The sequence below is a fragment of the Niallia sp. Man26 genome (genome assembly GCF_022049065.2).
Classification (GTDB): Bacteria; Bacillota; Bacilli; order Bacillales; family Cytobacillaceae; genus Niallia.
The window spans coordinates 1,912,920-1,932,553 of the sequence record NZ_CP095743.1; the positions used below are offsets into that span (position 1 = coordinate 1,912,920).

Consider the following 19,634-nt stretch of genomic DNA (forward strand, 5'->3'; position numbering starts at 1 on the left):
GGGGAGAGAGTAGCGATGGGTGACTCTATTATACGTACACAGGTTGATTCAACTGTGTTTACTTGGGATAAAGAAAAAGGTGTATTTACATTTGACGGAGCCCCATCTATGCTGTTTTGGGACTCCGCGATAGAATTATTCATCAGCACGATCATTGAGATATCAGGGGAAGATGTGTCTAATACCGTTTTAGAGGCAACTGGATTCCGAATGGGCGAGCTGGTGAGCAGTTATTACAAAGATAGAATTGATACACGAAATGTACTTACGCAATATATCGATATTTATCGGAATGCAGGCTGGGGGAAAATTAATGTCCGCCATTTTTGTCTGGAGGAGAAACGAATGATCCTGCAGCTTGAAAACAGCTGGGAGCATCGCATCTATCAATCTCTCAAAAAAGAGCAGGCGCTCGTTCTTTTACCAAGCCATTGGGCCGGAGTGTTTACAGGCTTATTGAAGGAAAACATGTGGTATAAAGTCAATAAATCGCAGCTGTCTGGCAGTGAATATGATGAGATTGAAATTTTCCCATCCTCTATTACACCTAATGATAATATCCATGAGCTTGCACGACAAAAAGAACAAGCATATATCAGTGAGCTGGAACAAAAAGTAGCGGACAGAACGCATGAGCTGACAGATCTTGTCAAACATTTGTCTACACCGATTATGCCTGTGTTAAAAGGGATATTAGCAGTCTCCCTTGTCGGGAAATTTAATGATGAGCGATTTGAAGGACTGCTCCAAACAACCTTATTTGAGTTTTCCAAAAAAAGAGCTAGTTATTTGTTGCTGGATATGACGGCAATCAGTGAATTTGACGAGTATATTGTTTTTCGCCTGCAGGGCTTAGTAAAGGCAGTGTCCCTTTTAGGCGGGGAATGTATCCTTGTTGGCATCAGTCCGACATTAGGTGTGCAAATTGTTAACTCAGGAGTAGATTTAAGTACTATTCCAACCTTCTCAACATTAGAACAAGGTATTGAGCATGCAGTCGACTTGCTTGGCTATGAAATCGTAAAAAAACGGTAAGCATTCTGCTCCATCTTTGCAAAGTCAAAGATGGAGCTTTTTTTGTGCATGAAAAGAGCAGCAGAGTCAGATGATAACAAGCAAATACTAATTTAGGAGGCTCCATAAATGCCTGAATTACCAGAAATGGAAAACTATAAGCGCAATCTAAATCAGTTGATTCAAGGTAAAGTCATATCTAATGTAATAGTTAACAGAGAAAAATCTATTAACGTTGATCCGCAAAATTTCATACAAGCAGTTCAGGGAAATACTGTTAGTCTTGTTCAGAGAAGAGCTAAGCATCTGCTGTTTCGGTTAAGCAACGGTAAAGTACTGCTGCTGCATTTAATGCTGGGAGGCTGGATGTTTTATTCAGAGGAAAAAGACAAGCCAAAGCGAACGGTTCAAATCCAGCTTTCATTCGGAAATATGCATCTGTATATTATTGGACTTCGGTTAGGCTATCTTCACCTATATACAAACGCTGAAGCAGAAGCCGAGCTTGCTGATTTAGGACCGGAACCACTTGACTTAAGCTTTACTAAAGAGGATTTTCTGGCATATATAGAAAAAAAGCGCGGCACATTAAAGCTCAAGCTAGTCGATCAGCATTTCTTATCAGGCATCGGAAACTGCTATTCAGACGAAATCTGTTATCATGCAAAGCTGCTTCCTGAAAGAAAGCTGGAGGACTTAACTTCTGAAGAAAAAACAGCATTATATACGGCTATTCAGACTGTACTTAAAGAAGCGACTGATATTGGTGGCTATATGGAACATCCTCTATTCATTAACGATAACAAAACAGGCGCATATAATGACCTTTGCTGTGTTTATGATTGCGAAGGCCAACCATGCCAAAGATGCGGTACAAAGATTGTTCAAACAGAGATTTCCTCTAAAAAAACCTTCTATTGCCCTAACTGTCAGCACTAAGTGTCTAAACAGCTGCTCTTGTGGTCATAATAGTCTTTTATAAATGCATCTGCCAAGGAGTGAAGTTGGATGTTGAAAAGACGTAAATTCGTACTGCTTCCTGTTATGATTGGAATGATTGTGTTACAACTGAGCGGAACCATTTCCTTTCATGTGGAAGCAAATGCTAAAGGAAATGAGGGCGAGCTGAACAGTCAAATGAACAGCTTGCTCAACACCATCCCTGAATTAAAGGGAAGTCTCACTGGTATCAGCATTCGTGATCAAAACAGCGGCCAAGTGTTGTTTGAACAAATGGCTGTAACGAGATTAGCTCCTGCTTCGAATTTAAAGCTGTTAACAGCAGCTGCTGCTCTTTCGGTTTTAGGTCCTGACTACCGTTTTCAGACAGAGATTTACACAGACGGAAAGCTGGAAGATGGGGTGTTGAGTGGGAATGTCTATCTGAAAGGAAAAGGAGATACAACATTACTGGCAAGTGATTTAGATAAAATTGCTGAACATTTGCATGCTAAAGGGATTAATCAAATTAATGGCAGTATTATTGGAGATGCGAGCTGGTATGATGATGTGCCGTACTCAGTTGATTTAGCCTGGAGTGATGAATCCACCTATTATGGAGCACCAGTTTCTGCTTTGACTATGTCACCAGATAAAGAATATGATGCAGGCACTATAATGATGAAGGTGAAACCTGGGGCAAAAGCTGGAAGCAGGGCACTCGTCAGTGTTTTGCCTTCTTCACTTAAGCTTGAAATAAACAATAAAACCACAACTGCCGCACAAGGAGCAAAAGAGGATATAGAGGCAGAAAGGGAGCATGGCGGGGAATCTATCAGCTTAAAGGGAAATATCCCAAAAGGTGCAGAGGAAACAAAGGTTTGGGTAGCAGTAGAAAGTCCTCCGGATATGGTGCTGGATGTCTTTACGCAAGCATTGGCAAAACAGAACATTACTTGGACAGGTCAAGTTAAGGAAGGGAAAACTCCAGATTTGTCCACTCCAATTATTGTGCATAAATCCATGCCGCTGTCAGAACTGCTTATTCCATTTATGAAGCTCAGTAATAATACGATAGGAGAAACACTCTTAAAGGAAATGGGCAGAGTGGAAAAAGGGGAAGGCAGCTTTGATGAGGGAATTGCTGTTTTGCGGGACCAATTGACACAATTTGGTCTAGATAAAAACAAAATACTTCTGCGCGATGGTTCTGGCATTTCGCCAATTGATTTAATAACAGCAAACGATTTGTCAACATTGCTTTTCAACGTGCAAAAGCATGCTTGGTTTCCGATTTATGAAAAGGCACTGCCTGTCTCCGGCAATAAAGATAGAATGATTGGCGGCACACTGCGCAACCGTCTTTTTTCTGAAAATACAAAAGGGGCAGTTAAAGCAAAAACAGGTACATTATCTGCAGTCAGCTCCCTGTCAGGCTATGTTAGAAGTAAAAGCGGCAAAACATACATATTCTCGATTTTGTTGAATCACTTAATGGATGAAAAGCAGGGCAAGGCCATAGAAGATCAAATTGTGGAATTGTTAGCATCCCAATAAAAAGAAGCCAGGAAGGGGAAGCCTTCCTGGCAATTCATGTTTACGTAAATACTATCCCATCTATTTCCGGCCAAAATCAGCTTTAATCTCGCCGTGAAAATGGGTTTCCCACTTGATAATTTTGTTTTCATAGCTGTTTTCCTTCAGCCATGCTTCTGCACGTTCAATCATTTGCCAAAGCTGTTCTGTACGGCTGTCTCGAGTGAGACTTGTATTGGCTTTTTTATTGCGCACCCATGACAGTGCAGTCATGCTGTCACTGTATATGGTTGTGTTTTTTCCTTGTTTTTTAAGCATCACAAGGGCATGGACAATTCCTAGAAATTCGCCAATATTATTTGTGCCAAACACAGGACCGTAATGGAAGATTCTTTCACCAGTTTTTGTGTCGACACCTTGATACTCCATCATGCCAGGATTTCCGCTGCATGCTGCATCTACTGAAATGCTGTTTTCGTCAATCGGCAGAGAAGAACTGCTACTAGCTGCATTGCTGCTTTTTCCTGCTGCGGAAGACGAACTGAATCCGCCTTGCTTATATGCTTGCTCTGCTTCTGCCAATGTCGGAAACGATTTAAAGGACGCACCTTGAAAGCCCTTTGTCTGCCTTTCGCATTCAGCCCAGGTTTTATAAATCCCCGGCTTACGACCTTTCCACACGACATAATATTTTTGTTTTGCCATAAAGAAGTTGCCTCCTCAAACTAAAGTCATTTCCTAATCATAACACAGCTTGTCACAAAAAGAACTTGCTAAAAGTATTAGCAAGTCCTAAAATAAAGCTTTAGTTTGGAACTCCGTATTGTTTTTGCAGTAACCCCTGCAAATATTCAGCAAGCTGCAGCATCCCGAATATACCAGCTTCTTTTTCAGCATCCGCATTATAATTAGTGTTTGTGTTGATATCGTACGTATACAAGTTTCCATCTTTATCTTTCATAAATTCAATTCCTGCTACTTTAATGTTTTGTGCTTGCAGAAACTGTTCATACTTTTCAATGATAGGCTCATTAAACTCTGTTTGGATGGTGAAGCTTGGCTTGTCTTCCACCCGTTCGCCGACAGGGCAGAAGAGATCATTGATCTGGCACGCATCTGCCGGGCACAGTTCAAAGCCGCCTGCTGTGTCAACCTTCACTGCATACACAAACTTGCCGCCGACAAACTCGCAGCGTGTAATGCTTTGGTCAGGTGTTTCAATATATTGTTGAATGAGCGTGATTCCATCAACAGGCTCTTCAAATTCAGGGCCATACACATATCTTTCCAGCTCTTCGATTGAATGGAACAGGCGGACACCTAAGCCTTTTCCTGCTCTGTTATGTTTCGTAATAAAAGAAGGATCGCCTAGTTTTCTAGCAGCTTGGATAATTTGCTCACTTCCTGTAGCCACAAGCGTTCTAGGTGTTTTAATACCATGTTTGAACAAGGCCGCGTATTGGGCCGCTTTGCTCACTTCAAGTCGAAGTGCGCCCGTTCCATTTATCACAGTTCTGCCGTATGATTCCAGCCATTCGAGCACAGCAGAAGTATATTCTGCCGCATAGCGGTGGCCTCGCGTATGGGAGGAAGCGCTCATACGGCTGTAGAAAATTCCTTCAGGCGGTTCTTCAGTTAAGTCAAAATTGCCTTCTGACAAATCCCATTCCTCAAATGGAATATTAAGCTCCTCCAAACGTCTCGTTAAATGAACAGTCCATTCACTGTTTTCATGGATAACATAAACTTTACTCATCACTTCGTCACTTCTCTTTCTTTTTTTAATGATGCGACAAGGGGCATAACTTGTTCTGAAAATCGTTGCATTTCTTCGAGCTGAGGAGAGAATTGCAGCAAGAGCAGCGTAATGCCGGCATCTTCATATTCAACAATTTTTTTAGCAATTTGCTCTGGAGTGCCGATAAGTCCTGGTCTCAAGCCTCTGTTAGAAACAGAATAATCTTGCAATTTAATTTGCTGTTCTAGCTGTGATTTATTTACAAAATCATCAAAGCCTGCATAGGCAGAGGATTCTTTCACATCTGTAATTCTAGCAAGCTCTTCTTGTGCTTCTTCCTCTGTATCACGGCAAATAACATAGGCAGCCATTCCAAAGGACGTAAACAAATCTTTTCCAAACTCTTTCCTTTTCTTCTGCATATCTTGAATTTTTAGAGAAATCTCATCGACTGTACCGCCATGCATCACATAAGCATCGCAGGTTTCAGCAATGACTGCTTTGCCTTTCGGGCTTTCTCCGCCTGCATAAAGGATTGGATTAGGCTTCTGCACAGGTTTAGGAGAAAGCTTTGCTTCTTTAATGTCGTAGAATTTCCCTTTATAACTGAATGTTTCTTCTGTCCATAATCCTTTTAAAACAGCTAAGAATTCCTCTGTACGCTCATATCTCTCATCGTGCTCTGTGAAGATCCCGCCATACTGCCTAGCTTCTTCCTCCCACCATGCAGACACAACGTTTAAGGTGAATCGGCCGTTGCTAATATGATCGATATTGGCGGCCATCTTAGCAGCAACTGCAGGATTGTGAAACCCAGGACGGATCGCTGTCATAATTTCTATTTTATCGGTAACTGCTGCAAGTGCAGCGGCAGTTGACCAGGCTTCTAATGAATCTCTTTCAGGGCCTTTAATATCATTTAAGTATAGTTCTGCAATCAACGTTGTATCAAAGCCCCAACTTTCTGCACTTTGAATGACCTTTTTTGCATAATCGAATGTAGGCGGCATGTTTTCATTTTCTACATTTCTAAGCCATCCGCCAAAAATAGGCAGCCAAAATCCATATTTCATGTTGATTCTCCTTTTTATGTAATCTGATATTTTAGGACGCTAAAGTTTTTAGAATATTTATAATGTTATTATAGAGATATACTAACTGTCAATAGAGTGGACACTTTAAATCCTATATAAATACTCAGATTGCTTTGAAACTCGTATAAATCCACAAAAAAAGCATTTTCTTATGCATGGAAATACAGATATTTTCAGGAAGGAAGAGTAAATCAAGATTAAACAACCAAACTATAAAAAAGGGGGAATTTGTTTGTCTTGGTTAATTTATGCTATTCTTTCAGCCGTTTGTGCAGCATTAGTTGGTATCTTTGGGAAAATTGGCTTGCAAAATGTTGATGCTAATACAGCAACAGCTGTCAGAGCAATGATTATGACAGTTTTTCTCTTCATCATTGTAGCGATAGAAGGCAACCTGCATAAAATTCCGAGCATTATTTCTGATAAAAAGAATTTCATGTTTATTGTATTGAGCGGCATCGCAGGGGCTACTTCGTGGCTGTTCTACTTTCTAGCATTAAAAACAGGAAAGGTCACACAAGTAGCGCCAATTGATAAATTGAGTGTCGTTTTGGCTGCACTTATCGCTATCATTTTCTTAGGAGAAAAGATTAGTCTTCTGAACGGTGTAGGGATTGGATTAATTACAATAGGTGTTATTTTAGCAGCACTTCATTAATTTATTTTCAGGAAGGATATCCTTCCTGATTTTTTTATTGTTATCGTAGTGAAATCCTCTCAACAAAATACGGAATTGTACCGATATAAGAGTGTAAATAGGGTGCAAAATCCTTATTTTCCTTCTTATTAAGGAGGTACATGAGACGATTGGAGAGAGCAACAATGATCTATAAAAACAGTCAAACGAAATGGATCATTACCCTTTGTTTATGTGTTGTTCTATCAATGCTTGTAAATATCTTTTATCACTTTCTAAATCATGTTGTATTCATTTTACTGCATCTTCTTTTCAGCCTTATTTCCATCTTTTCCTTGATGGTGCTGTTAAAGAACATTTCTGCCCTTATAATGGAGCTGAAAAACAGCAGCACTAAATTGCAGACTATTTTTGAAACGATGGATATGGCAATTTGGTTTCACGATTATAAGATAGGAACATTATTTATCACTTCGGGAATGGAAAGAATTTATGGTCGATCAACAGCAGAATTTTACCAAAATATTGATTTATGGAAAGAAGTAGTTCATGAAGACGACCGAGGTCTGATAACGGAAAGACTGGAAGCATTAAAGACCGAAAAAGAAGTCACAAGCATATACCGAATTATACGGCCAGACGGTCAAATCCGCTGGATTAAAGACAAGGGCATTCCCTTATATGACGGTAATGGCAAAATGATAGAATTCACTAGCATTTTTTTTGATATAACGGAAAGCAAAGAAAATGAAGACCGTTTTAGTACACTTGTGGAAATGTCGCCTGACATAATTGCTGTTGTCAGTAACTACGAAATGCTTTATATCAACTTTGCAGGCAGTAAGCTCATTGGTGCATCCAATCCATTAGAGCTCGTTGGCAACACCGTGTATGAGTTGCTGTCAACGGAAGACTATGAAAAGATTAATCACGAGTTTTCCATTAACGGCGCTAAAAATTTGAGAGTAGAAGTGCAAATTAAAACATTACAGCAAAAAGTAATGGATGTTGAGTTGTCCTGCATGCCAATTTTATTCGCGGGAAGTCATGCCGTGCTTGTTGTTGGGCGAGACATTACAGAACGAAAGAAATCTGATACTTTAATTAAGCGTTTGGCATATAATGACACGTTAACCGATTTGCCGAATAGAAACAGCTGTATGGTCTATTTGCATGATCGTATCCACTGTCTTGCTGTTGAAAGCTTGTATGTGCTGTTTTTGGATCTTGACCAATTTAAGCGGATAAATGACACGAGGGGACATTCAACAGGAGATATGATTCTAAAGGAGGTAGCTAATCGCTTGAAATCTTCTCTTGAAGAAGGTGATTTCGTTGCAAGGCTTGGCGGAGATGAATTTGTCATAATCCTCGAAAATGCAGACTTACAGGAAATAAAAAGTAAAGCAGACAAAATTCTGGAGGCTTTCACGCAGCCGCTTTTCATTAAGATGGAAGAGTTTTTCGTCACACCAAGCATAGGCATCAGCCATTATCCATCTGATGGTAAAGACCAGGAAACATTAATTAAAAATGCAGATGCGGCAATGTATCTGGCTAAGGATAATGGCAAAAACAATTATCAGTTTTATTCCCACGCACTGGAGGAAAGCAGTTCGAGAAAAATGGTGCTGGAAATGGCTTTAAGAAAAGCGATTAAGCTTAATGAGCTTTCTTTAGTTTATCAGCCTCAATTTAACATTATTACAGGTGAGATTTTTGGGGTGGAAGCATTATTGCGCTGGAAGCATCCCCAATTTGGATTTGTTTCTCCAGCCGAATTTATTCCAATCGCTGAGGAAACAAACTTAATTATTCCAATTGGAGACTGGGTTATAAAAGAAGCATCCAGGCAGATGATGGAATGGAACAAGCAAGGCTTAAATGATATTAAAATGTCGATTAATATATCGCCAAGACAATTTCATTGTCAAGATTTTGCAGAGATTATCAGTAATTTTGCAGAAGAGTACAGCTTGAACACAAAAATGTTTGAATTAGAAATTACAGAAAGCACGCTGCAAAATATTGATTTATCTTTGAATATCCTGCATAAGCTGAAAAGTTTAGGTTTTAATATTTCAATTGATGATTTTGGCAAAGGCTATTCTTCTTTAAGCTATTTAAAGTATTTGCCGATTGATACGATTAAAATAGACAAAACATTTGTCGATGATATAACAGATCCAGTTCATAAAGGGTCGTTAGTAAAAGCAATTATTGATATGGGTCATAATATGAATTTTTCTGTTATTGCCGAGGGGATAGAGAACGAAGAACAGCTAGATTTCTTAAAAGTTAATCATTGTGTACTTGGATAAGGCTTTTATTACAGCAAGCCGTTGCCGAGACAGGAAATAGAACAACTGCTGTTTGCGCAGGCTTCAGCAGGAAAATCAGAAAGGACTTGAATAAACTCAAGTCCTTTTTGTTAGGATAATAACCAAACTTGGCGATTGTTTCCATTCATATTGTATAGTATAAGTATATAGAAGTCCGCTATATTTAAGTGGAAGTTTATTTCTTTTCGATAAGGAAATAAATAAGGAAATGAAATGAAAGAAGTTGGTGATGATGTATGCCATGTAAAACAGTAGATGAATTGAAAGCAGTTCTAGAGGAAGCAAGGGTATATACGAAAGATGGAAAAGTCGCTGACTACATACCAGCATTGAGCCGAGCAAATGGCGATGATTTGTCGATTGCGGTCTATTATCCGAACGGTACATGTTATTCAGCAGGGTGTATTAAGGAAAAAATCACCTTGCAAAGTATCTCAAAGGTGCTTACTTTAGCACTTGCATTAATGGAGTCCGGAGAAGACACTGTTTTCCAAAAGGTAGGCTATGAACCGACAGGAGACCCCTTTAATTCCATTGTTAAATTGGAAATGAGCAATCCGTCGAAGCCGCTTAACCCTATGATAAATGCAGGTGCATTAGCGGTCACAAGCATGATTAAAGGAAATTCTGTCGAGGAGCGTTTAACACGTATTGTAGATTTTGTGAAAAAACTGGCAGGCAATGATGACATCAGCTATTCAGAAGAGGTTGCCCGCTCTGAGTTTGAAACATCTCATCTAAACAGAGCTTTATGCCACTTTATGAAACAGCACGGCATCATCAATGAAGATGTGGAAGAACTGCTGGACCTTTACACGAAGCAATGTGCCATTGAGGTTAATTGCCTGGATCTTGCAAGAATAGGGATTATTTTTGCAATGGATGGTGTAGAGCCAGTAACGAATAACCGGATAATGCCAGCGCATGTGGCCCGAATCTGCAAAACCTTTATGGTAACATGCGGAATGTATAATGCATCTGGGGAGTTTGCAGTTCGTGTCGGCATTCCGGCAAAAAGTGGTGTTTCCGGCGGAATTCTAGGCGCTGTTCCTAATCGTTTTGGTATCGGCATTTCCGGTCCTGCCCTTGATGACAAAGGAAATAGTGTGGCAGGAGTCAAGCTGCTTGAAATCTTAGCGAAGAAATATTCTTTAAGTATGTTTTGAGTGAGTTGTCGCCATCTGACTAAATGAGATGATCCATTCTATTTCTGCTTTTGGTTATTTTCAAATAGATAGGGGTAACATAAAACTATTTGAGAGACTAGTTTAAAGCAGAAATAGGGGGAATACAAACATGAGCTTAACACCTGAGCAGCGTATAGAATTGCATGGCTTTAATAACCTGACAAAATCGCTGAGCTTTAATATGTATGATATTTGTTATACAAGAACAAAGGAAGAACGAGAAAGCTATCTGCAATACATTGATGAGCAATATAATGCCGATAGGTTAACGAGTATTTTAAAAAATGTCTCCGATATTATTGGGGCATATGTTCTAAATGTCGCAAAGCAGGATTATGAACCGCAAGGAGCAAGTGTCACCTTATTAGTTTCAGAAGGCCCTGTGGCGGAAGCTCCTAAAGAGGTATTTGAAGAATCACCAGGGCCGCTGCCTGGTTCTGTTGTAATGCATCTTGATAAAAGCCATATAACTGTTCATACTTATCCTGAATACCATCCTGATGAAGGAATCAGCACATTCCGCGCTGATATAGATGTCTCCACCTGTGGAGAAATCTCTCCATTGAAGGCACTCAACTATTTACTTCATTCTTTTGATACAGATATCATGATTATTGATTACCGCGTCAGAGGCTTCACCCGTGATATTCATGGACATAAGCTGTTTATAGATCATGACATTAACTCAATTCAGAATTATATTCCCGATGAAGCGAAAAAAACCTTTGATATGATTGATGTGAATATTTACCAAGAAAATATTTTTCATACAAAATGTAAGCTGAAGCAGTTTGATTTAAACAATTACTTGTTTGGATATACAGCTGATGAATTAAGTGAAAAAGAGCAGGCAGACATAACAGAAAAGCTGACAGTAGAAATGAACGAGATTTTCTATGGAAAAAATATCAACAACTAATACAGGGACAGGCGTTTAGCCTGTTCTTTTTTTGTATAAATATGCTTGAAATATAATTTTTAATCATTTTATAATGTTAATAGCCAAAAATTTTGGTAAGATAGTATCATAATAGGGAGAAGGGAAAGGTTTACTTGAAACAAACAATCATCGATGCAATTGATCAGCATAAAAAAACATTTGAAGAAATCAGCATATATATCGGCGAAAACCCTGAGCTTGGCCATGAGGAATTCAAGGCAAGTGCAGTCTTAATAAAAACATTATTAGAACATGATTTCAAAGTAGAAAGAGATTTTTGCGGACTGCCAACTGCGTTCCGTGCCGTTTTTGACAGCGGGAAGGAAGGTCCAGTCATTGGCTTTATGTCAGAATATGATGCATTGCCAGAAGTTGGCCATGCATGCGGCCATAATTTAATCGGCACGATGGGAATTGCGGCAGGTATTGGCCTGAGCAAAGTCCTGGCTGAGACTGGCGGTAAAGTTATCGTTTATGGAACGCCTGCAGAGGAAACAAAGGGCGGCAAGGTTACCATGGCAGAACAAGATATCTTTTCTGAACTGGATGTAGCCATGATGGTCCATCCTCTTGATAATAATATGAAAAGCGGATCTTCCTTAGCGATGGATGCGATCCAATTTGAGTTCTTCGGGAAAGCAGCCCACGCTGCTGCAAGCCCTCATATGGGAATTAACGCATTAGATGCAGTACTGCAAACATTTAACAGCATCAATGCCCTTCGCCAGCATGTTACTTCAGATGCACGCATTCATGGCATCATTCCAGAAGGCGGCAAGGCAGCCAATGTTGTCCCTGATTATGCAGTTGCCCAATTCTATGTACGTGCAGCCAGACGAGACTATGTGAACGAGCTTGTTGAGAAGGTGAAAAAATGCGCAGAAGGTGCTGCATTGCAGACTGGTGCAACATTAACAGTGTCTAACTATGAATTCTCTTATGATGATATGATTACAAACGATACGCTTTCTGAAGCATTTAATAAGGAATTAGTTTCACTTGGCATACCTGCACAGGAAATCTATGAGCAAAGAGACGGATCTGGTTCCCTTGATATGGGTAATGTCAGCCAAGCTGTGCCTTCAATTCACCCATATATTAAAATTTGCAATGAAGCATATGCATGCCACACACATGAATTTAGAGAGGCTGCAATGACAGATCAGGCGAGAGAAGCAATGATTGTTGGGGCAAAATCGATGGCGTTAACAGGCTATGAAGTATTAACAAACAAAGAGCTGCTTCAACAAATTAAAGATGAATTTAACCGCAATAAATAACAGAAACCTCCTGGTGCGCTTGCCAGGAGGTTTTTTTTAAGAAACGCTTTTCCATAGTTTTCGTTTTTTGCTTGTGTTTAAGGCTATAAAAATAATACACACTGTTGAAGCAATCAATGACCCATGAAATATCCAAACCATCTGCTTTAGTGAGGTTGCTTTGAGGATGAGTGGAGCTATAACGAAACCTAATGCAAATCCAAGAGATTTGAGGAGCATGCCAACACCAAAGATTCTTCCTCTAATATGATTGTCTGTTTTTTGAAGCAATACAGCATGCAGAGTAGTAAAGGTTGCATCAAAAATTCCTGTGACAAATGCAAATATTAAGATAATCCAGCTGTTTGTGTTAGAAAAGAATGTAATAAAACCTGCTGACATCAACATAGCAGACACGAAACAGGCATAATAAATGCTTCTTTCCGTCTGGAATTTAATTTTCGGCATAATCATTGTTGCAAAAACAGAACCAATTCCCCAAGCACCCCAAATCAACCCATAATAAAGACTTTGTTTTTCTCCATTAATCACCTCAGCAAGCAAGGGAATTCCTAAATTATGAGAAGCACCTGCAAAGGAGCCGATTAAGAAAACAAGATTAACTAAAAGCAGCATTGGTGCTAATAAAATGAACGCATTGACTTCTCTCAGGTCATTGCCAAGACTTGTTAATACGCTTTTCATACTGCTAGCAGCAAGAGGAGTTTTCGTTTGTGCGGAAGTTTGCCACTTCATCCGCATTAAGATAAAGGCAGACAATATATACGTTGCCCCATCAATAATTAGTGTGGCTTGATAACCGATAAGCTCCGTGATTATACCTGCGCCAATAAATCCAAACACAAGACTTACAGAAGTAAGCCGTGCGATTAAGGCGTTTGTATTAATCACTTTATCCTCCCCGAAAATTTGCGGGATTTCCGCACTGTAGCTGACAGCAAACAGGCTGGTCGTTAATCCGATCAGAAAGCATACAGTCACAATCATAACTGGATTTGGGTAAATCAACAGCAAAAGAATAATAGCTGCCCGCAAAACATCTGCTGTTATCATGATTTTCCGCCTGTCAAAACGGTCAGCAAGTACCCCTGAAAATAGGCTCGAAAGCACGCCGCCGAGTGTGCGGAACGCCATTGTCGCTGCTAGCCAACCAGTAGATCCTGTAGCAGCATACATTAAGACATTTATAGCGATTAAATCCATAAAGGTCCCTAAGTCGGAGAATGCCTTCACATATAAAAAAACTTTCTTATTCATCGCTGCTCCTTTAATATCAGTTATTTTAGACTATTCAGTTTTATTGTATAAGCAATACACTTATTTCGCAATGCGAAATTCATTCGCGAAAAAAATTTTCTTAATAACCTGCTAAGTGCTTTAAAAAAACAAAAATTGGGGTACTTATTACTCATAATCTTAAACTTTAAAGGAGTGTTATTATGGAAAATAAAACGATTATGCAGTTTTTTGAATGGCATTTAGAAGCAGATGGGAACCATTGGAAAAGATTAAAGGAAAGAGCTGGTGAACTTAAGGAAGCAGGAATTGATGCTGTCTGGATTCCTCCAGTAACAAAAGGAATCACTGGTGATGATAACGGATATGGAATTTATGATTTGTATGACCTTGGTGAATTCGACCAAAAAGGAAGTGTCCGGACAAAATACGGAACTAAAGACGAATTAGTGGAGGCTATCCAGGCATGTCATAATGTTGGAATCGCTGTTTATGTTGATATAGTAATGAACCATAAGGCAGGCGCTGATGAAGCGGAAACCTTTAAAGTGGTTGAAGTGAATCCAGAGAACAGAGAAGAAGATATTTCTGAACCATATGATATCGAAGGCTGGACAAAGTTCACCTTCCCAGGAAGAAATGGTAAATACTCTGATTTCCAGTGGAATTACAACCACTTTAATGGAACAGATTATGATGCGAAAGAAGAGAAGGAAGGCGTCTTCCGCATTCTTGGTGAGAATAAATATTGGAATAAGAATGTCGATAAGGAACTAGGAAACTATGATTTCTTAATGTTTTCTAATATAGATTTTAATAATGAGACTGTCAGGGAAGAGATGTTTAAGTGGGGGAAATGGATCAGTGAAACATTATCGTGCAACGGCTTCCGTCTTGATGCGATAAAACATATAAATCATGAATTTATTAAAGATTTCGCCCTTGAGTTAAAGAAAGAACGAGGCGACGAATTTTATTTTGTCGGTGAGTTTTGGAAAGGTGATATTGAAGAGTGTCAGCAGTTTTTAGAAGAAATGGATTTCACTATTGATTTATTTGATGTTCCGCTTCACTATAAATTACATACTGCTTCCATCCAAGGCAGTGAGTTTGATCTATCCACCATTTTTGAGGATACTCTTGTAAACCTCCATCCAACACATAGTGTTACATTTGTCGATAATCACGACACACAACCGAATGAATCGCTAGAATCATGGGTAGAGGATTGGTTTAAACAGATTGCATACAGCTTAATTTTGCTTCGTAAAGATGGGTATCCATGTGTGTTCTACGGCGATTATTACGGTATCAACGGTCCAGTGCCTGTTGATGGCAAAAAAATAGCAATTGATCCACTGTTATATGCTAGAAAAAGAAAAGCATACGGAAAACAAGACGATTATTTTGATGATAAAAATGTCATCGGTTGGGTTCGCCATGGCGATGAGAACATCGAAAAATCCGGCTGTGCTGTAGTTATATCCAATAATGTAGAAGGCAGCAAAAGAATGTTTGTCGGTCAAGAGCGTGCTGGAGAAACTTGGATAGACTTAACGAATACAAGAGAAGAGCAAATTGTCATTGAAGAGGATGGTTTTGCCGATTTCCCTGTTAATGGGCAAAGCGTGTCTGTTTGGGGATTGGCGGATTAAGTTTAAATTGATAAGTCGATGGATAATCGGATTCAACTGTTGATTTATAAGATTACTAAAAATTTTCTAGCTGTTGTGTAGGAAGGAGGCGAACTTGTTTAGTTCGTCTTCTTCTATTTTCAGTGATATTCAAATAGTACCTGCGGTTGTTTTTATTGTTTTGTGTCTAATTGTGGCTGGAGTAGTTTCCTAAGTAATGAAAAGATAATAACCTCTTCATTTTGCTTAACACGAACATTTTTTTATGTATGTGACAAGTTTTGCTCAGTATTATTGCCCGCTTAAATGTAAGCGCTCTATAATAAAAGTATACAGTTGAATCTTTTGCAAACTATTGGAGTCCTATTAGTAAAGAGGGTTAGTACTACGGTTTGTGGGTGAAAGGTGCTTCAAATACAAAATGATATAGATTCAAGCCTACTTATTAACAATACTTAAAGATATTGAGGTGGCTTTAAGTATGAAAAGTTTTCCTGTATGCGGAGTTTTAATTTTATGTTGTACCATTTTACTAACCTCTTACTCAAGTGATGATAGTACTATCGATAATTTTAATAAAATAGATGAAGCGGAATACTCAGTATCTTTTTCAAATTTATTTTAGACTGAAGGGTATTTGGCAACATTTAATAAAATAGCTAGAATTTACTCAATACAGGAGTCAAGTAAGTTTTTAAGTAAACTAGAAAGTTCAGAAGGCTTATTGGTGATATCCAAATTGAACAAAATAAAATATATTATCTTTATCAATATCAAGTAGGTAAAAAAAATCAAGGAGAAATTCAAAGCTAAGCATTAGAAGATGGTGAAAAATAGGGGAGACAGTTCTAGAAATAGATAAGGATTGGGAGGATATGACGTTTGTTCTAGTGGATGGAGATGGAATGCTACTAGTAAGAAAGGAATGGCTTCATACGCCATTCCTTTTTATCGTTTAAAAAAGACTGTCAATTCCTTGATAAGCAAAGTAGGCACCGAATAATAATAAGGTGATGCCAGAAATGATAGAAATCATTCTTAATGTTGTGAGATTTAGGAATCTCCTAAAACTTGAGGTTAGTGCAGCGACAATAACATCCCAAATTATCAGCCCTAAAAATATCATACTGCTGTACACTAGCAGCATACCTGTACCGTTTTCACTTGCTGTTTTCGCTAAAATAGACCCATAAATTCCAAGCCAAAACAATATAGATAACGGGCTAGTCGCAGACATAATGAAGCCAGTAATAAAGCATTTGAACAAGGAATCTCTTCCTCTTAACGAATCAAGGGTAATGGAATTGGAGCCTTTAATACTTTCTATGCCTGTATAAATGAGGATAAATCCGCCGAAGAGCCAAAGAAATACTTGAATGAATGGTATTTCCAGAAAATTGACCATGCCAATATAGACCATTAACATAAAAAGCCCATCAGCAACCATTGATCCAAAACCAACAATATAGGCATGCCAAAACCCATTTTTAATACCTTTATCAAGACGAGCAGAATTAACTGGTCCTATTGGGGCAGCTAATGTTAACCCTAAAAGAATATAGCTGAATAAAATACTTAGGCTCAATCCTTTTCCTCCCATCACAACTGCTTGTACATCCATTATTATGTTTTATTGGAGACAAATATGTTTCATGCGAGCATTTATCTGAATCTGCTTTTTTACAGAAAAGTTTAATCAGCATATGCTTTTGTCTGGCAGTCTGCTATTCTATAAATAATAAAATAGAAAGCGGTGACAAAATGATACGTTTTGGAATTGTTGGGTCTAATTGGATAACGGAGAGATTCATTAAAGCAGGTAGACAGCATGCAGATTTTACAGTAACGGCTGTTTACTCACGGACAGAAAAAAAAGCAAAAGAGTTTGCTTGGAAGCATCAAATAGAAAATGCATTCAATAGTTTAGAGGAGATGGCGCAATCTAGTGAGATTGACGCAGTATATATTGCAACACCGAACAGCCTTCATTGTGAGCAAGCAGTGCTGTTTATGAACAACAGCAAGCATGTGCTTTGCGAAAAACCATTTGCTGCAAATAAGCTGGAAGCAGAAATAATGATTACAGCTGCAAAGGATAATGGGGTTACGCTAATGGAAGCAATGAAATCAACGCTCATGCCAAATTTTCTTGCGGTGAAGGAAAATTTACATAAAATCGGTAAGATTCAATCGTATTTCTCAACGAATTGCAGATTATCGCCTTTTTATGAGCAATATAAACAGGGAGAGCTGCCGAATCTTTTCAACCCTAAGCTTGCTGGCGGATCTCTAATGGATTTAGGTGTATACACAATAGCCCCAATCGTAGATTTATTTGGTGTTCCAAAAGCGGTGGATGCAAGCGGTAACGTGCTAGATTCGGGTGTGGACGGAAATGGGCAAATTACCCTTCACTACAGTAATTTTAAAGCGAATGTTATGTTTTCTTGTATTTCAGAATCTACGTTGCCGACAGAAATTCAAGGCGAGGACGGAACAATCCTTGTTCATCATATTTCTAGTCCTAAAAAAGCAGAAATCCTTTTTTCAAGTGGGGTAGCAGAGGATATAAGCGAACAGGAGCAACTTGATCCAATGTACTATGAAATCGAGGAGTTTATTGATCTAATCAAGTCTGAGTGTCTCGAATCACCACGCAATACATGGACGAACACGATGGCTGTGATGGAAATTCTAGATGATGCAAGAAGACAAATGGGTGTCGATACGGTAACGACTGACTAGAAAGGAGCTTCTTAAAAAGTGTATGAATTGAAGACAAAAGAAACAGATAACAGTGTTATTGAATTTATTGAAACTGTGGAAAATCCGAAGAAAAAAGAGGATGCCTATAAATTGCTGGATATCTTTACTGAAACAACTGGTTTTCCAGCCAAGATGTGGGGACCAAGCATCATTGGCTTTGGATCGTATCATTATAAATACGCTTCAGGTCACGAAGGGGATGCACCGTTAGTAGGATTCTCACCTCGCAAGGCCAAAACGAGCCTTTATTTTGCGCCTGGAGAATCAAAGCGGGCTGAAATGTTAGAACGGTTTGGCAAACATACAACTGGCAAGGCATGTGTCTACATAAACAAAATTGCAGACATTGATATAGCTGTTTTACAAGAGCTGATTATTGCTTCTGTTGATTTTTTGAAAGAAACGTATCCAGAGAAGTAACAGCAGGATAGAAACCTAATCCTTATTAGGGGATATATTTTACTAAAAAAATTTGTTAAACTATAATAATAACGTTTAAATGGAATAAAATGCGTTAGAAGAAACAAAGAGGAGTAAGTATATGATTGTTAAAAATGAACAAGACATCAATGGTCTAAAGGAAATTGGAAAAATAGTAAGCTTAATTAGGGAAGAATTATATAGAAAAACTGTTCCTGGCATTACAACAAAGGAACTGGATGAGCTTGCAGGAAAGCTATTTGCTGAACATGGTGCTGTATCTGCACCACAGGATATGTATGATTTTCCAGGATATACATGCATTTCTGTAAATGATGAAGTAGCTCACGGCATTCCAGGCAGCCGCATTATTCAAGAAGGCGACTTAGTAAATATTGACGTTTCTGCCAGCAAAAACGGCTATTTTGCTGATACAGGCAAATCTTTTGTTGTCGGCAATGGTGATCCAAACTTAGTGAAGCTGTGTGAAGTTGCGAAGGAAGCTTTTGAAGAAGGACTAAAATGCTTTAAACCAGGCGGCAAAAAGAACAGAATCGGAAAATTTGTTTATAATACCGCTAAAAAACATGGATTTACAGTAATCAAAAACCTTACTGGCCATGGAATCGGTACATCTCTGCATGAGGAGCCTGAGCATATTCTCAACTATTTTGATGCATGGGATAATGACCTTTTGAAAGAAGGAATGGTTATTGCATTTGAACCATTTATTTCGACAAGTGCTGAAGAAGTATATGAAAAATCCGATGGCTGGACTTTCTCAACGAAAAACAAAAGCTTCGTAGCACAGTATGAGCATACAGTAATCATTACAAAAGATAAGCCAATTATTACAACACTATAAATAGTA

The 19,634-nt window shown here is 38.7% G+C and carries 17 protein-coding genes; 12 read left to right on the forward strand and 5 right to left on the reverse strand.

What is annotated here, in order from left to right; genetic code table 11:
- Nucleotides 1-15 precede the first annotated feature (15 nt).
- The 3 genes from L8T27_RS09690 to dacB all read left to right on the forward strand — a co-directional run bounded on the left by L8T27_RS09690 (nt 16) and on the right by dacB (nt 3,510).
- Nucleotides 16-1,035 carry an STAS domain-containing protein gene (locus L8T27_RS09690; protein ID WP_237941407.1) on the forward strand — a complete coding sequence of 340 codons (1,020 nt, stop codon included), beginning with the start codon at nt 16-18 and terminating at the stop codon, nt 1,033-1,035.
- 108 nt (nt 1,036-1,143) lie between these two features.
- Nucleotides 1,144-1,953, forward strand: a complete 810-nt coding sequence (locus tag L8T27_RS09695) for an Fpg/Nei family DNA glycosylase (RefSeq protein WP_237941408.1) — start codon at nt 1,144-1,146, stop codon at nt 1,951-1,953.
- Between the two features lie 69 nt (nt 1,954-2,022).
- On the forward strand, nt 2,023-3,510 hold the full coding sequence (gene dacB / locus L8T27_RS09700; RefSeq protein WP_237941409.1) for a D-alanyl-D-alanine carboxypeptidase/D-alanyl-D-alanine endopeptidase: 1,488 nt from the start codon (nt 2,023-2,025) through the stop codon (nt 3,508-3,510).
- A gap of 60 nt (nt 3,511-3,570) precedes the next feature.
- Here dacB and L8T27_RS09705 read toward each other — a convergent pair whose 3' ends face one another.
- The 3 genes from L8T27_RS09705 to L8T27_RS09715 all read right to left on the reverse strand — a co-directional run bounded on the left by L8T27_RS09705 (nt 3,571) and on the right by L8T27_RS09715 (nt 6,300).
- The gene (locus L8T27_RS09705) at nt 3,571-4,194 is read right to left on the reverse strand and encodes a ribonuclease H1 domain-containing protein (RefSeq protein WP_237941410.1); all 624 of its coding nucleotides are present in this window, start codon (nt 4,192-4,194) and stop codon (nt 3,571-3,573) included.
- Nucleotides 4,195-4,294: 100 nt separating this feature from the next.
- Nucleotides 4,295-5,245 (reverse strand): ATP-grasp domain-containing protein, encoded by a 951-nt coding sequence (locus tag L8T27_RS09710; RefSeq protein WP_237941411.1) that lies wholly within the window; start codon nt 5,243-5,245, stop codon nt 4,295-4,297.
- Nucleotides 5,245-6,300 carry an LLM class flavin-dependent oxidoreductase gene (locus tag L8T27_RS09715; RefSeq protein ID WP_233313878.1) on the reverse strand — a complete coding sequence of 352 codons (1,056 nt, stop codon included), beginning with the start codon at nt 6,298-6,300 and terminating at the stop codon, nt 5,245-5,247. Before L8T27_RS09715 ends, L8T27_RS09710 begins: the two co-directional genes overlap by 1 nt.
- A gap of 253 nt (nt 6,301-6,553) precedes the next feature.
- Between L8T27_RS09715 and L8T27_RS09720 the strand changes: the two genes are divergently transcribed.
- The 5 genes from L8T27_RS09720 (at nt 6,554) to L8T27_RS09740 (ending at nt 12,707) form a co-directional block, all read left to right on the forward strand.
- Nucleotides 6,554-6,979: an EamA family transporter gene (locus L8T27_RS09720; protein ID WP_233313877.1), complete on the forward strand. Its 426-nt coding sequence runs from the start codon at nt 6,554-6,556 to the stop codon at nt 6,977-6,979.
- A 140-nt stretch (nt 6,980-7,119) separates the two neighbouring features.
- Complete coding sequence (locus L8T27_RS09725) at nt 7,120-9,279, forward strand: sensor domain-containing protein (protein WP_237941412.1); 2,160 nt, start codon at nt 7,120-7,122, stop codon at nt 9,277-9,279.
- Nucleotides 9,280-9,536: 257 nt separating this feature from the next.
- The gene (gene glsA, locus L8T27_RS09730) at nt 9,537-10,466 is read left to right on the forward strand and encodes a glutaminase A (protein WP_237941413.1); all 930 of its coding nucleotides are present in this window, start codon (nt 9,537-9,539) and stop codon (nt 10,464-10,466) included.
- 130 nt (nt 10,467-10,596) lie between these two features.
- Nucleotides 10,597-11,406, forward strand: coding sequence for an adenosylmethionine decarboxylase (gene speD / locus L8T27_RS09735; protein WP_237941414.1), 810 nt, complete (start codon nt 10,597-10,599; stop codon nt 11,404-11,406).
- A gap of 134 nt (nt 11,407-11,540) precedes the next feature.
- Nucleotides 11,541-12,707: a M20 family metallopeptidase gene (locus L8T27_RS09740; RefSeq protein WP_233313873.1), complete on the forward strand. Its 1,167-nt coding sequence runs from the start codon at nt 11,541-11,543 to the stop codon at nt 12,705-12,707.
- 36 nt (nt 12,708-12,743) lie between these two features.
- Here the strand turns inward: L8T27_RS09740 and L8T27_RS09745 are convergent, their stop codons facing one another.
- Complete coding sequence (locus tag L8T27_RS09745) at nt 12,744-13,964, reverse strand: MFS transporter (protein ID WP_237941415.1); 1,221 nt, start codon at nt 13,962-13,964, stop codon at nt 12,744-12,746.
- Between the two features lie 179 nt (nt 13,965-14,143).
- Between L8T27_RS09745 and L8T27_RS09750 the strand changes: the two genes are divergently transcribed.
- Complete coding sequence (locus L8T27_RS09750; RefSeq protein ID WP_237942290.1) at nt 14,144-15,598, forward strand: alpha-amylase; 1,455 nt, start codon at nt 14,144-14,146, stop codon at nt 15,596-15,598.
- Nucleotides 15,599-16,532: 934 nt separating this feature from the next.
- On the opposite strand, the gene L8T27_RS09755 is transcribed toward L8T27_RS09750, so the two are convergent.
- Nucleotides 16,533-17,162: a LysE family transporter gene (locus tag L8T27_RS09755; RefSeq protein ID WP_237941416.1), complete on the reverse strand. Its 630-nt coding sequence runs from the start codon at nt 17,160-17,162 to the stop codon at nt 16,533-16,535.
- 176 nt (nt 17,163-17,338) lie between these two features.
- Between L8T27_RS09755 and L8T27_RS09760 the strand changes: the two genes are divergently transcribed.
- From L8T27_RS09760 to map, 3 genes are all read left to right on the forward strand, one after another.
- The gene (locus tag L8T27_RS09760; protein ID WP_237941417.1) at nt 17,339-18,322 is read left to right on the forward strand and encodes a Gfo/Idh/MocA family protein; all 984 of its coding nucleotides are present in this window, start codon (nt 17,339-17,341) and stop codon (nt 18,320-18,322) included.
- Between the two features lie 18 nt (nt 18,323-18,340).
- Nucleotides 18,341-18,763 (forward strand): DUF1801 domain-containing protein, encoded by a 423-nt coding sequence (locus L8T27_RS09765; protein ID WP_233313868.1) that lies wholly within the window; start codon nt 18,341-18,343, stop codon nt 18,761-18,763.
- A 121-nt stretch (nt 18,764-18,884) separates the two neighbouring features.
- Nucleotides 18,885-19,628 (forward strand): type I methionyl aminopeptidase, encoded by a 744-nt coding sequence (map, locus tag L8T27_RS09770; RefSeq protein ID WP_233313867.1) that lies wholly within the window; start codon nt 18,885-18,887, stop codon nt 19,626-19,628.
- Nucleotides 19,629-19,634: the final 6 nt, after the last annotated feature.

Bases quoted from the DNA above. Each gene is read 5' to 3' on its own strand.
- glsA (WP_237941413.1), top strand. From the start codon at position 9,537: ATGCCATGTAAAACAGTAGATGAATTGAAAGCAGTTCTAGAGGAAGCA.
- dacB (WP_237941409.1), top strand. From the start codon at position 2,023: ATGTTGAAAAGACGTAAATTCGTACTGCTTCCTGTTATGATTGGAATG.
- L8T27_RS09695 (WP_237941408.1), top strand. From the start codon at position 1,144: ATGCCTGAATTACCAGAAATGGAAAACTATAAGCGCAATCTAAATCAG.
- L8T27_RS09705 (WP_237941410.1), bottom strand. From the start codon at position 4,194: ATGGCAAAACAAAAATATTATGTCGTGTGGAAAGGTCGTAAGCCGGGG.
- L8T27_RS09760 (WP_237941417.1), top strand. From the start codon at position 17,339: ATGATACGTTTTGGAATTGTTGGGTCTAATTGGATAACGGAGAGATTC.
- L8T27_RS09745 (WP_237941415.1), bottom strand. From the start codon at position 13,964: ATGAATAAGAAAGTTTTTTTATATGTGAAGGCATTCTCCGACTTAGGG.
- L8T27_RS09690 (WP_237941407.1), top strand. From the start codon at position 16: ATGGGTGACTCTATTATACGTACACAGGTTGATTCAACTGTGTTTACT.
- speD (WP_237941414.1), top strand. From the start codon at position 10,597: ATGAGCTTAACACCTGAGCAGCGTATAGAATTGCATGGCTTTAATAAC.
- L8T27_RS09710 (WP_237941411.1), bottom strand. From the start codon at position 5,245: ATGAGTAAAGTTTATGTTATCCATGAAAACAGTGAATGGACTGTTCAT.
- L8T27_RS09725 (WP_237941412.1), top strand. From the start codon at position 7,120: ATGAGACGATTGGAGAGAGCAACAATGATCTATAAAAACAGTCAAACG.
- map (WP_233313867.1), top strand. From the start codon at position 18,885: ATGATTGTTAAAAATGAACAAGACATCAATGGTCTAAAGGAAATTGGA.
- L8T27_RS09715 (WP_233313878.1), bottom strand. From the start codon at position 6,300: ATGAAATATGGATTTTGGCTGCCTATTTTTGGCGGATGGCTTAGAAAT.